Origin of the sequence: Liquorilactobacillus mali (genome assembly GCF_001437155.1) — a bacterium.
In the GTDB taxonomy this organism is placed as follows: Bacteria; Bacillota; Bacilli; order Lactobacillales; family Lactobacillaceae; genus Liquorilactobacillus; species Liquorilactobacillus mali_A.
Window position 1 is genome coordinate 39,940 of record NZ_JQAR01000013.1, and the last position, 14,323, is coordinate 54,262.

At 33.8% G+C, this 14,323-nt stretch carries 9 protein-coding genes and 1 CRISPR repeat array; of the genes, 8 read left to right on the forward strand and 1 reads right to left on the reverse strand.

The genetic code is table 11. The features are described 5' to 3' along the window. Nucleotides 1-66: 66 nt before the first annotated feature. The 4 genes from IV36_RS06840 (at nt 67) to IV36_RS06855 (ending at nt 5,260) form a co-directional block, all read left to right on the forward strand. Nucleotides 67-1,989: a fructose-bisphosphatase class III gene (locus IV36_RS06840; RefSeq protein WP_056991460.1), complete on the forward strand. Its 1,923-nt coding sequence runs from the start codon at nt 67-69 to the stop codon at nt 1,987-1,989. Between the two features lie 229 nt (nt 1,990-2,218). Next, nucleotides 2,219-3,277: an AI-2E family transporter gene (locus tag IV36_RS06845; protein ID WP_056991461.1), complete on the forward strand. Its 1,059-nt coding sequence runs from the start codon at nt 2,219-2,221 to the stop codon at nt 3,275-3,277. A 7-nt stretch (nt 3,278-3,284) separates the two neighbouring features. After that, nucleotides 3,285-4,466: a MalY/PatB family protein gene (locus IV36_RS06850; RefSeq protein ID WP_056991462.1), complete on the forward strand. Its 1,182-nt coding sequence runs from the start codon at nt 3,285-3,287 to the stop codon at nt 4,464-4,466. Between the two features lie 107 nt (nt 4,467-4,573). Continuing rightward, on the forward strand, nt 4,574-5,260 hold the full coding sequence (locus tag IV36_RS06855; RefSeq protein WP_010078152.1) for a 2,3-diphosphoglycerate-dependent phosphoglycerate mutase: 687 nt from the start codon (nt 4,574-4,576) through the stop codon (nt 5,258-5,260). Between the two features lie 440 nt (nt 5,261-5,700). Here the strand turns inward: IV36_RS06855 and IV36_RS06860 are convergent, their stop codons facing one another. After that, nucleotides 5,701-6,288 (reverse strand): hypothetical protein, encoded by a 588-nt coding sequence (locus IV36_RS06860; protein ID WP_056991463.1) that lies wholly within the window; start codon nt 6,286-6,288, stop codon nt 5,701-5,703. A 503-nt stretch (nt 6,289-6,791) separates the two neighbouring features. Between IV36_RS06860 and cas9 the strand changes: the two genes are divergently transcribed. From cas9 to csn2-St, 4 genes are all read left to right on the forward strand, one after another. Beyond that, nucleotides 6,792-10,316, forward strand: a complete 3,525-nt coding sequence (gene cas9, locus IV36_RS06865) for a type II CRISPR RNA-guided endonuclease Cas9 (protein ID WP_056991464.1) — start codon at nt 6,792-6,794, stop codon at nt 10,314-10,316. Between the two features lie 222 nt (nt 10,317-10,538). Continuing rightward, nucleotides 10,539-11,426: a type II CRISPR-associated endonuclease Cas1 gene (gene cas1 / locus IV36_RS06870; protein WP_235810267.1), complete on the forward strand. Its 888-nt coding sequence runs from the start codon at nt 10,539-10,541 to the stop codon at nt 11,424-11,426. Next, nucleotides 11,416-11,736 (forward strand): CRISPR-associated endonuclease Cas2, encoded by a 321-nt coding sequence (cas2, locus tag IV36_RS06875; RefSeq protein ID WP_268872858.1) that lies wholly within the window; start codon nt 11,416-11,418, stop codon nt 11,734-11,736. The genes cas1 and cas2 overlap by 11 nt, the downstream gene beginning before the upstream one ends. Beyond that, nucleotides 11,733-12,764 (forward strand): CRISPR-associated protein Csn2-St, encoded by a 1,032-nt coding sequence (gene csn2-St / locus IV36_RS06880; RefSeq protein ID WP_056991466.1) that lies wholly within the window; start codon nt 11,733-11,735, stop codon nt 12,762-12,764. Before cas2 ends, csn2-St begins: the two co-directional genes overlap by 4 nt. 67 nt (nt 12,765-12,831) lie before the next feature. Then, nucleotides 12,832-14,253: direct repeats of the CRISPR family, unit length 36 nt; unit sequence GTTTTTGCACTCTCAACATTTTCCTATCAATAAAAC. Nucleotides 14,254-14,323: the final 70 nt, after the last annotated feature.

The window sequence follows — 14,323 nt, forward strand, 5'->3', positions numbered from 1 at the left end:
GTCTTAGATAATCTGTTTCAATGATTATGTTTTCAAAAGAAATGGATTCACAGGAGGAATCTTGATATGTCATATGTTGAAAAATTGGTACGTGAGAAATTTCCAACCAAACAAGCAATAATAACAGAAATAACAAACTTAGAAGCAATTTTGAATCTGCCGAAAGCTACGGAACATTATGTCAGTGATTTACATGGTGAATTCAATGCATTTGATCATACTTTGAGAAATGGATCGGGAAACATTAAACAAAAAATTGAGGAGAACTTTGCAGGCAGATTAACACCCAAAAATATTCAAGACTTTGCTACGCTAATCTATTATCCTGAAGATGAACTGGTATTTCAAAAAAGTGAAATGCCAGATCAGGAAACACTTGAGCAGTGGTATCTTAATACGATTTCGAATTTGATTGAGTTGCTGAAGATAACTGCTACAAAATATACAAGGTCAAAAGTCAGAAAAGCGCTAAATCCTGATTTTGTGTATATCACAGAAGAACTTCTTTATAACGACCAGCAAGAACATGATAAGAGAAACTACTATAACAAGATTCTGCGTAATTTAGTAGAGCTGAATCAGTCGGATTATTTTATTACAGCAACTTGTTATACAATTCAAAGACTTGTGGTTGATCATCTGCATGTGATTGGAGACATCTACGATCGGGGGCCGGCTCCTGATAAGATAATGGAAACACTTATGAAATATCATTCACTTGATATTCAATGGGGGAACCATGATGTCTTGTGGTTGGGAGCAGTGGCAGGTTCGGCACTGTGTATGATGAATCTCTTAAGAATTTGTGCAAGATATAATAACCTTGCGATTATTGAAGAAGCCTATGGAATCAACTTAAGACACTTATCAATGTTTGCTGAGAAAAATTATGGAGATAATGCAGCCTTTAGACCAAAAACGCTTGAAAATGCAGACTTTGTAATGCCGGATGAGAAACTTCAAATTACACAGATCCATCAAGCTGTGGCAATAATACAATTCAAGCTTGAAGGGCAATTAAAAAAACGTAGGCCAGAATTTAATCTAAATGACTTGGCTTTACTTGACCAAATTGATTGGAATAAGGATGAGATTGAGATAGATGGTGTTAATTACAAATTAGAGAATGGCTGTTTTGGAACTGTTAAGCATGATGCTCCATTTGAATTGACACAAGAGGAAGCAGAAGTTGTTCAATCACTGCTTAATTCGTTTATGAATGCTACCAAATTAAGAAAACATTTAGATTTTCTAGTCAGCAAGGGCAGTATGTATAAGGTCTATAATGGCAATTTATTATTTCATGGATGTATCCCAGTTGCAGAAGATGGTACATTCCAAGCATTTGAGTATGAAGGAAAGTCTTATTCTGGGAGAAAATTGTTAGATTTTTGCGAGCAAAAATTAAGAAAAGCCTACCGCAAACCGCACAAAGGCGAAAGCGTTGATGCCGATATGATTTGGTATTTATGGCAAGGGTCGTTGTCACCTCTTTTTGGGAAACATTGTATGACAACTTTCGCACGCTATTTTATATCTGAAGATGAGCCTAAGGTTGAACACAAAAATGCATATTTTGAACTACGCAAGGAAGAGTGGTTCTGTGAGCAATTACTTAAGGAATTTGGGCTTAATCAAGAAACTGGTCATGTAATTAATGGACATACACCAGTGAAAAAAGAGCAAGAACCAATTTTGGCGAATAAGAAAATGATTGTGATTGATGGTGGATATTCAAAGGCCTACCAGCCTATTACAGGAATTGGTGGATATACTCTGTTGTACAATTCTTATGGCTTGCAGTTAGTTACCCATCATCCTTTTACATCTAAAAATGATGCCGTAAAAAATGGTCGCGACATCATATCAACTAGAAAAATTGTCAACCAAGAACTTGAAAGGCAGACAGTAGCCGATACGGATATTGGAAGAGAAATTAAAAAAAGTCTCGAAATGCTGCGTGAGATATTGCGTAGTTATGACAATTGAATTATAAGTTTTTAAATGAGTTTAGCAGTACCGTCTTGAATTGCCTTTATTTGACGTGGAAATAGTGAGAGAGACTTTTGTAGAGGATTAGTTGAATTTGGACACAAAATGCAGATAAGAAAATATATTTGTTTGTAACTTAAAAAAAGCCACACAAAAAGGGTTTTGTCATTGCCTATTTTTAGGTACAATGAAATCGGGGAATACTAACAAACTTAGGAGTGGTCTTTTGGGAATATGGGAGAAATTTATTGCTAATGTACGATTACGGCGGACAGTTGTGTTACTGGCCGTAATTTTTGTTTTATATGAGATGCGTGAATTATTAAGCTTGATATTATTAACATTTATCTTTACTTTTCTGGTAATTAGTTTAACTAATTTTATTAGAAAGTATCTAAAAATACCGGCACCGTTAATTGTTTCTGTCGTGTACCTATTAATACTGGGTTCCTTATATCTTGGAGTAACAATATATTTGCCTAAGCTTTTCTATCAGACGGAATCAATGGTCAAATATGTAATAGATTTTTACCAGAAACCGTCATTCAATGGAAACGAAATCTTACGTTATATTAATAGTTACATAAGTACATCAACTATTGTTTCACAGATGAAAAATGGAGTAACTATTCTTTTCAAGTATGTAACAAGTATTGGCTCAATGGGCGTGACTTTCTTAGTGTCACTGTTCCTAAGTTTCTTTTTCACAATTGAGAAAAAGAGAATGTTCAGTTTCTCGCGTAGTTTTTTGAAAGGACCATATGACTGGTTTTTCCAAGATATATATTATTTTGCTGAGAAATTCGTTAACACTTTTGGAATAGTTATTGAAACACAGTTTATTATTGCTATTGTGAACACAACGTTGACAACAATCTGTCTTGCAATAATGCAGATGCCACAGCTGTTTAGTTTGTCCCTGCTAATCTTTTTGATGAGTCTTGTTCCTGTAGCAGGGGTTATTATTTCAGCGGTTCCTATGGGTATTATAGGTTATTCGGTTGGTGGACTTAATTATGTACTGTACATAGTCATCATGTTATTGGTGGTACATTCATTGGAGTCCTATGTCCTTAATCCTAAGCTGATGTCAAATAAAACAGAACTCCCTATTTTTTACACCTTTGTAGTATTATTTATCTCAGAGAAGTTTTTTGGAATGTGGGGATTAATTGTTGGTATTCCAATTTTTACTTTCCTATTGGACATTTTAGGAGTAAAACCCATTAAGAGGAAAAAAGCTGCACTGGTTAAAATTAAGGATAAATTGAGTCGTAAGGAGTAGATAGATTATGAAGGTTGCAGATTTTGTAGAAAAGTATGCAGTTGAACGTAAGAACACAGATTCGGTCAAATGGGACGGGATGAAGGACGGCTTTGGAACGAATGATCTTCTTCCTATGTGGATAGCTGATACTGAGTTCAAGGCTCCAGAAGCAGTCATGTATGCCCTAAAAAAAAGAATTGAACATGGTGCTTATGGCTATTCATTGACACCCGACAGCTATTACGAAGCATATTTTAAGTGGCAGCAAGAACGATATGGAACAGAATTACATAGGGAATGGATTCGTTTCGGGTCAGGAGTGGTCCAGTCGATCAGTGCACTCGTAAATGTTTTAACGCTGCAAGATGATGCAGTAATGGTGCTGCAACCTGTGTATCATCCATTCATGCATGTGATTGAAAACAGTGAACGCAAGCTAGTTGTCTCGAATCTGAAGAACGATGATGGACACTATGAAATGGACTTTGAGGATATTCGCGCTAAGATTCAAAACGAACACGTTAAGTTATTGATTAATTGTTCACCGCATAATCCGGTTGGAAGAGTGTGGAACGCAGAAGAACTTGAAAAACTGTTCGAAATTTGTCGTGAGGAGAAAGTATTGGTAATCTCTGATGAAATTCATCACGATTTGATTATTGGAGACAACAAGTTTGTCTCGGCTATCTCAATCAAAGATGGATTTTATCGTGATAATATTGTGATGCTTGATGCGGCATCCAAGACATTTAACTTGGCTGCATTGCAGAGCAGTCATGTGGTAATTGCAAATCCGCAGATTCGCGAAAGGTATGATGAGTACGTTGAAAGGATGTGCTTGCCAAGTGGTAATTTACTGGGTGAGGTCGCCGCAGAGGCTGCTTATCGTGAAGGAGCAGATTGGCTATCTGGAATGCTTGGGCTAATCAAATACAACTTTGATTATGTTAAGAATCAGTTTGCTGAAAATGAACCAACAATTAAAATTACTGAACTTGAAGGAACTTACTTGGCATGGGTCGATATGCGAGCAGTTGTAGATCCAAGCAAGTTGCATCACTTTATGCAGCATGATGCAAAACTCGCGGTTAATTATGGTGAGATGTTTGGAGCAGCTGGAAAGGGATTTATCAGATTGAATCTTGCAACAACTCCCGAGAACGTTGAAAAAGCGGTCAATTATATATTGAAAGCTTTGAAAAACTAAGAATTCTTTTCACAATTTATAACTTGTTTGGACTATGAATTTTCAAGTTTTCAGTGTAAAATGTGAGTTGTAAACAAATCATATAATGAAAGAGGTTTTTGCTAGTTATGACAAAATTAGTTTTTATCCGTCACGGACAAAGTGAATGGAACTTGAAGAACCTTTTCACCGGTTGGGTTGACGTTAACTTAAGTGAACAAGGTGAAAAAGAAGCTAAGGAAGCTGGACGTAAGTTAAAAGAAGCAGGAATCCAATTTGATCAGGCATATACATCAGTATTGACTCGTGCTATCAAGACATTGCATTTTGCTTTGGAAGAATCAGGTCAGTTATGGGTTCCAGAAACAAAATCATGGCGCTTAAACGAACGTCATTATGGTGCATTGCAAGGTCAAAACAAGGCAGAAGCTGCTGAAAAATTTGGCGAAGATCAAGTACACATTTGGCGTCGTTCTTATGATGTCCTTCCTCCACTTTTGAGTGCTGATGATGAAGGCTCTGCAGCACAAGATCGTCGTTATGCAGACCTTGACCCACGTGCTATTCCTGGTGGTGAGAACTTGAAAGTTACTTTGGAACGTGTTATTCCATTCTGGGAAGACGAAATTGCTCCTAAGTTGCTTGAAGGCAAGAACGTCATCATCGCAGCACATGGTAATTCATTACGTGCACTTACAAAATACATTGAAGACATCTCAGATGCAGACATCATGGGTGTTGAAATGGCAACAGGTCAACCAGTTGTTTATGACTTGGACGAGAAGTTGAACATTGTAAGTAAAGAAAAACTTTAATAACAAACGATAATAAATAACAAAAGCCATGGTTCCCCTCAAAGGGACCATGGCTTTTTTATGTTTTCTATTTTTTGTCGAATGTTGTTACTTTTTGTTACTTTAGATTATTTTAAATTGTCAATAACTGACAAGAAACGAAATATTAGGTGACATATTTTTGACAAATGCCGCGAAGTTTTAGTGTTGTGAAAAATGAATTAAAAAATATATCCTAATGGCTCAGTTGATCCAAAACTTTTATAGAATGTTCGAATGTATGCTTGTTTGTGTAGAAATCCAGGTTTAAGATAACGTCAAGCTTACAGGAAATATTGCGTATATTATTCAAGCGGATTTTGGTGTAAGGGAATCACACCAGAGGAATTTGATGGTAAGTTCTCGGCTGATATGTCTTCTGCAGTGACTAGAAACAGGACTGGCAGCTCTAATAGCGGTGATTAAAAATGAGAAAAATTAAAAAAAGAAGCCAATAATAATAATGCGAGGTTCATAAAAATTGAAGTAAGCAAGACAGAAAAGGTAATTTTTTTTATTAGTGGTGAAATTTTTTCGTCGTATTGGATAGTCAGATTAACAATATTGGGATTTTTAAGAAGCGCTGGATTTTTATTTTTTATCTGTGAATGTAAATTAATGCTTTTCCTTTTAAAGAAAATGTAGGACAATAGCCAAAATATTTCCCATAACAGAAATAGTACAAAGCATAGCGACCCAATTTGGTCGTAAAATGCAGAATAAAAAAAAGCAACGATAATGAAGAAAAGTGAGAATAGAAGGTTAAAAGGAAATGTCCTGAAAAAAAATACAGGAAACGGATAGCTATTAACAGCAGAGAGAGATTTGATTTCATCAATAGAAATTAAATTATCTTTCTTATAATTTTTAATTAAAGATGTATATTGAATTTTAGGCTCATTGACTTTTTTTGAGGTTTTAGATGCCCTTCTTGAAAATAGCAGCATCATAAAAAGACACAACGCAGCAAGAAGTAATAAGAAAAAATTAATTTCAATATAGGAATACAAAGAAATCCCTCCAATATTATTTTTATCAAGTATATCACAAGTACAAATCTTCTAATTAACGTTTCTGTTGACGTCTTTCTAATTCAGGGCAATAGTTGTGGGAACATAATCGTAGGTAATTTGTTTCATTGCCAGTTTAGTAAAAAGCAAATTAACCTTTAAATATATATTATTATCTTTGAACTCAATTCTGAATTGGGTTCCCTTTTTATTTGTCATAATCACAGGACAAGTTCAAGTCATAATGTACCTCTGAGTGTAATGCCACTGTTAAGTAGCGAATAGTTCATAGTGTGTTTATGATTAATTTTGAAGATAGTTGAATTGACGATATCAAATTTGAAATTTTTTCAGTTTTGGGAAGTAAAATTCAAAAAAATGATTTTTCTCCAGTAATTCAGAAAATAAAAAATTTAAAAGTCTACTTTTAATTATTTAAATTTACAATCAGTCACTTAATAAAATATGATAAAATATATTAGAAAGTTGTGGAGGGATAAGTTATGGGAAAGTATAGTATAGGGTTGGATATTGGGATTTCTTCTGTTGGGTGGTCGATTATTGATATTGAGAAGAAAAAAATTGTTGATTTAGGCAGTCGTATTTTTCCATCAGGAAATGCAGCGGCTAATCAAGATCGTCGCGGATATAGGGGAACAAGGCGTCTGATTAGGAGAAGGAAAAATAGATTAGCGGACGTAATAAATTTTTTAGGAGAAGAAAATTTTATAGACACAAAAGTAGTAGATCAAAATGGGAATATACACTACAAACTTTTAGTAAATAGTACTGAAAGCCCTTATAAATTGCGTGTTAAGGGTTTGTCCAAAATGTTAACAAAGCAGGAACTTGTTATTGCACTTTACCATATCGTAAAACATCGAGGTATTTCTTATGATTTAGGTGATTTGGAAGATGATGGAACAAGTGGTGTAACTGATTACAAGACTTCAATTAATATTAATCGTCAATTGTTAATTAAAAAGACAGTTGGTCAAATACAATTGGAAAGGTTAAAGGAGTTTGGTAAAGTTCGTGGACATGTAAAAAAAGATGAAAATATAACTTTGCTCAATGTTTTTCCTTCATCGGCATATGTTAAGGAAGCTACACAAATTTTGACAAAGCAAAGGGAATTTTATCCAGAAATTACTGATGATTTTATTACAAAGTTCATACCATTCATTAGTCGTAAACGAGACTATTTTGTTGGACCTGGAAATGAGAAATCGCGCACAGACTATGGAATTTATAAAAAAGATGGTCGAACATTAGATAATCTTTTTGATGAACTCATAGGAATAGATAAAATTAGCGGAGAAAAAAGAGCATCAGCATCAAGTGTAACTGCACAGATATATAATATGCTTAATGATTTGAACAATTTAACAGTAACCAATACTGAAGATGGAAAGCTAACAACTCAAACAAAAAGGGAAATCATTGAAGCAGATAAAACTACAAATGGTTTGTTTGGAATAACGCAAATTTGTAAAATAATAGGTTGTAAAAAAGATGATATCAAAGGGTTCCGAATTGATAAGGTTGAAAAGCCAATTATGCATACACTCTCTGGTTATCGAAGATTTCGTAAAGAACTTGCTAAGATTAATATAGAAGCAAATGATCTGGACATTAATTTAGTTAACAAAATCGCTGATATTCTGACACTTAATACTGAGAAAGCTGAAATTCGTAAACAATTGAATAAAAGTAATATAGATGTCTCCAATGAGATAAAGGAACTTATTATCAATAAAAATAAGGATTTTTTGGTAGATGGTCGAGCAACATGGCATAGCTTTTCTTATAAAACACTTAATTTACTTATACCGGAATTGATGAATACTTCTGAAGAACAAATCACTATTTTGACACGTTTGGGTCTGGTGAAGTCTAATAGTGAAAAATATAAAGGGCTCAAAAACATTCCTGCACGAAGAATTACAGAAGGTATATATAATCCCGTTGTTGCTAAAGCCACACGTGAGGCTGTTAATGTTTTTAATGCAATTGCTAAGAAAATAGGGCGTGATAATATTAGCGACGTTGTTATTGAATTACCACGTGAAGATAATGAGGCAGATATAAAAAAAGGTATTGTTAAAAGACAGAAGCAAAATGAGTTAGAAAAAGAAGCTGCTGATGCATTAGTTAAACAACAGATGACGATATCAGACAGTGCATTAGTTGCACATTATCGTAAGGTCAGGGGCCTATCTCAGAAGGTGCGGTACTGGTATCAACAAGGTACTTGTTGCCCTTATTGTGGGAAAAATATTGAGGCGGTTCAACTAATCAATAATAATGATAGTTTTGAGGTTGACCATATTATACCAATTTCTGTAAGTTTTGATGATTCTCAAAATAATAAAGTATTGGTACACAGCCAATGTAATCAGGCAAAAGGAAAGCAAACACCACTTGGCTGGCTAAATAATGGCGGGGGTTTTGGACAAAATAAAACTGAATATGTTGCTAAGGTGAAAACAAATAAGAATTATTCAAAAAATAAGATGGATAATTTATTGAATGATATGGATCTTAGTGACATTGTTACACAGCGTGGTTTTATCCAGCGAAATCTTAACGATACGCGATATGCCTCACGTATTGTACTTGATGAGTTTTATTCTTTTTTTAAATCAAATAATTTATCAACAAAGGTTAAAATAGTTCGTGGGAAATGGACATCACAGATGCGTAAGAAGTGGAACGGAGTAGGTGGGCTGAAGAAAACTCGTGATACATATCATCATCACGCGATTGATGCTAGTATTATCGCCAGTTTCCCATTATTGAAAGTATTTGATAAGGCTATAAAATTAATTGACATTGATAGAGAAACAGGAGAAATTCTGCAAGATAAAGAAGCAATTAAAATGTCACAGGAAGCTAAGTTACTAGAGAAAATACCGGTCATTCAAAATGAGAAATTTGAAGAGCTCATTAATGAACTTTATGATTTTCCACTCTTTAAACAGGTAGAATTAGCAAATGATATTACTAATCCAGAAAACCCTGTAAAATTCAGTCATCATGTTGACAAAAAAGCTAATCGTTCAGTTGCAAATCAGACAATTTATGGTACAAGAATTAAAGAAAAGGAAATAAATAAACGCGGAAAAGTAGAAAAAGTGCAAGAAAGATATATTTTAGGCACAATTAAGAATATATATGATATTGATAGCTTTACAAGTTTTAAAAAAATATACGATAAAATGAGTAAAACAGGTGATGTCAAGTTTTTAATGCAGAAAAAAGATCCGAAAACATGGGGAAAATTAGTTGAAATACTTAATTCTTATCCTGATTCGGAAGAAATTACACAAGTAGACGGAAAAGTCAAAAGAGTTAAGGTTTCACCTTTCGAGCTTTATCGCCGAGAAAATGATTTTATCACAAAATATGCCAAGCATAATGATGGGCCTAAAATAGTGAGTATAAAGTACTATGATTCGAAGATTGGAAGCCATATTGATATTACACCTATAAATGCAAAAAATAAGGTTGTTTTACAAAGCTTAAAACCATGGAGAACAGATGTCTATTTTAATTCAGAAACTCGGCAATATGAATTACTTGGTTTAAAATATTCAGATCTAAAATTCACAAACGGTGTTTATGGGATTACTAGCGAAGCATATGAGAAGTTAAAACATGGTATAAGCGAAGATGGTACAAAAACATGGAAACCAATTGGTAAAAATAGCGGATTTAGATTCAGTTTGTATCGAAACAATCGAGTAAAGATTGTTGATGAAAAAGGTGAATCACTTGAATTATTGTTTGCCTCTAGGACGACAAGTAACGAAGGATATGTTGAACTGAAACCAATTTATAAGTCTAAATTTGATAGTAAAGAAGATGTTGGTTTTTATGGTCAAATGACTCCAAGCGGTCAGTTTGTCAAGAAAATGGCCAGAGTTGGATATAAACTCTACAAAGTAAATACAGATGTTTTAGGAAATCCATATTACATTACAAAAGAGTCAGATGATCCAGAGTTAAGTTTATATAAAAAGTAATTTTTAACGATTGTAAAAGTTTATTTATTATGTTACAATTGCTTTGTGATTGACGGATCACTGTACTCGACGGAGTGCATGTTCAATCGTTTTATTGATAGGAAAATGATTGAGAATCTGCAAAGATAAGGCTTTATGCCGAAATTACTGCCTCTTAGGCAGTTTTTTTTGTATCTAAATTATAAGAATAGGAAAGGAGTTAAAATGACTTGGAGAAACATAATGGTAAAGGATGGAGATTATCTTCGTCTGAAGTTAGATAATTTACAAATTGAAAAGGCTGGGCAAAAGTATATTGTGCCGCTCTCGGATATTGCGACTGTTACGTTGGAAGGCAAAATTTTAACGTTAACGACTAGATTATTATCGAAATTTGCACAGTATAATATAGCTGTGATTGTTTGCGATAATAAGTATATTCCTTGTGGAATTTACATGGGTTTTGGACAGTATCATAGGACTGCGAAAAGAAATTTGGAACAAGTGGCATGGAGTACTGAATTACGAAAAGAAGTGTGGACAGAAATAATTCAACAAAAGCTGACGAATCAGAAAGCGGTTTTGAGTGCATACGAAGTGGATGCAGATAGAGTTGATAAAATGCAGGAATTAATTGAAAATATTCAATCTGCAGATATAACTAATCGTGAGGGTCACGCTGCCAAAGTTTATTTTAATAGTTTATATGGCAAGAATTTTACTCGTGAAAGAGAGTGTTTGGAAAATGGTGCAATGAATTATGGCTATACAATAATTAGAGCTTACATGGCAAGATTGGTGACAAGTTTAGGGCTGATTCCAACCTTAGGTGTTTTTCATCGCAATGAATTTAATTCTTTTAATTTAGTAGATGACTTGATGGAACCATTTAGGCCATTGATGGATTGGTATATTCTAGATAAAATTCTACCTAATTATCCAAAGTATCTTAGTTGGGAAATAAGATGTGAGTTAATTAATTTTTTGAATCAACCTTATATTCATAAGGGGCGAAAAACAACAATTGATTTAGTTATGTTGGACTATGTTAATTCATTTATTAAGATGATGCAGGGAAAGAAGGAAGAATTATTAGTAATAACATTGGAGGGAATGCGAGGTGTACAATAGATTGCGATTAATTTGTTTTTTTGATTTACCAATGGTGTCAAAAGTAGAGTTGAGGCGTTATCGAGTGTTTCGTAAGCGGTTAATTGAATTGGGATTTGTGATGATTCAAGAATCTGTTTATGTACGTACTTTACCCAATAGAAGTCAACTTAAAAAATATGAAGATCAACTAAAGAAGGTCACTCCCTATAATGGTTTGGTTGAATTAATGTATGTTTCCGAGAAGCAATTTAACGACCGTTGTTTTTTAGCCGGAGAAAAGGCCCCACAAGAAGTAGCAGTTGGCAATAATAAGATGGTAATCATATGAGAGTAGAGATTGAAGATAACAAATTTATCGAGTTTGACGAAGCGGACATATTGTTTTTTTATGGTCAAAATCAGAAAATGGCGCAAGAATTTGTTAGAAGCTTGAAAAGATTCGCAAATAAGAGAGTTTTGACAGATTTGGAAGAACTAGTCTATGGTGAAAATGGAATTGAAATTTATCGGAATGATCAACTATTGAAATCAGGTTCCATTAACATTCATTTCTTACAATATGGTTCTTCGCTTTTCGAAGAAGTGAGCTTCGAGAAAACTAGTTTAATGACAGAATATCTGACGACATTATTTGAAAGTATTGATATAAATATTGAACTTCAAAAAATTGAAAATCATTTATTGAAAATCGAGTCATTATTTAATCAAAAACTTAAGGAAGTATCTAATAATATTTCTTCAAATGTATCGAGCTTGACATATACAGAATTATTGAAGAATAATATTTTTTTATCTTATGCATCTGGAAGTCATAATTTTCCGTTGGAAATGATGGATGCCAATGAGTTTGTAGATGAGTATCTAGTTTTGTTAGAGAAAAGTCTGGAAAATAATCCCAAGGAAACGTGGATTGCTTTAATTAATTTAGCAAGTTTTTTAACAACTGAAAAAATTCAAGTATTGATAGATGGATTGGTACAACTTGCAGAAAAAACGGGTCTAATTCACATATTTGTAATTAGTCAGGCACCGTTAGAGATAATGTATCAACCGGAGAATGTTCCAAATACGATGGTTTTAGCAGATGAATTGTACCAGATGCCTGACTTTGATAGTTTTAGAAATAGTATTGAAAATCACTACCCTGGAAATCTAGATATAACTGATAACCAACTTTGTCAAAGATTTTATGAAATTGTTGCATATATTGGTGGAAAATGTACCATGACTGGAAAGTCTTATCAGGATATTGTACTATTAAAAGTGTTAGACGAAATTTTGGGATTCAAAATATCTAATCTTACTTATGGCCTCAAAAAGCTTACGAATGCAGAACGTGCCTATCTTGACTCTTGAATTGACGAGTTCTTAGGAATAGAAGATCCAGTTTTGTAGAATAAAAAGCGGCAATTTTTAATTTGAGGTTTTTGCACTCTCAACATTTTCCTATCAATAAAACTGATTTGAGAATAATCTTGCTTGACAAGATGTTTTTGCACTCTCAACATTTTCCTATCAATAAAACAGATTGGAGGTCGGATCTTAATGTCTGATAGTTTTTGCACTCTCAACATTTTCCTATCAATAAAACCGCTTATGTTGCGGACAAGCTTCTTAGCTTGTTTTTGCACTCTCAACATTTTCCTATCAATAAAACACCTTTTTTGTTTTTGATTTTTGTCTAATAGTTTTTGCACTCTCAACATTTTCCTATCAATAAAACTGGTATGCCCACGTTGCATTAAACCGTTGCGTTTTTGCACTCTCAACATTTTCCTATCAATAAAACAAGAGTTTAAATGCAGATACAATCAAGAGCGTTTTTGCACTCTCAACATTTTCCTATCAATAAAACTCTGCCTGTGATAAATCTCCTGCAGTAACTGTTTTTGCACTCTCAACATTTTCCTATCAATAAAACTAATTGCAATCTCGGCTGATTGTTCAGCACGTTTTTGCACTCTCAACATTTTCCTATCAATAAAACTACTAATCAAAAGGCTTATGACATCACTCAGTTTTTGCACTCTCAACATTTTCCTATCAATAAAACTCATCTTGTTAATGCGTACCTCATTGTAGCGTTTTTGCACTCTCAACATTTTCCTATCAATAAAACATTGACCGCCGTCAACCTATTTACACATTCGTTTTTGCACTCTCAACATTTTCCTATCAATAAAACGTAAATCTTGCTTAGCTTGTGCATCTTTGTGTTTTTGCACTCTCAACATTTTCCTATCAATAAAACTTAACTTGTGTGTATCTGGGTCGACCAATGGTTTTTGCACTCTCAACATTTTCCTATCAATAAAACTTTTCAGGAAAGGAGGTGCAGCAATTGGCAGTTTTTGCACTCTCAACATTTTCCTATCAATAAAACGAAATCAAATTGAGAGAACAACCAAGGTTGGTTTTTGCACTCTCAACATTTTCCTATCAATAAAACAAAACATTTCTTTGCTGATACTGTGAAGCAGTTTTTGCACTCTCAACATTTTCCTATCAATAAAACAAAAATGAATGGCACCATACTAGGCGTAGTGTTTTTGCACTCTCAACATTTTCCTATCAATAAAACTAGAATTCTGGTCTCTGATTTTTCACTTGCGTTTTTGCACTCTCAACATTTTCCTATCAATAAAACTGTTGACAGTCAATATGTTAGTAACTATCCGTTTTTGCACTCTCAACATTTTCCTATCAATAAAACAAATGAGAGCGCGAGTCTCAAATGACTTGAGTTTTTGCACTCTCAACATTTTCCTATCAATAAAACCTACATAACCGTAATACTGTGCGTAATCAGGTTTTTGCACTCTCAACATTTTCCTATCAATAAAACTTGCTGATAAAAAGTGCTCCTAAGTCAATATTTGGCACATGTTTTTCTAGACACTTGTTCTGATTCTTTC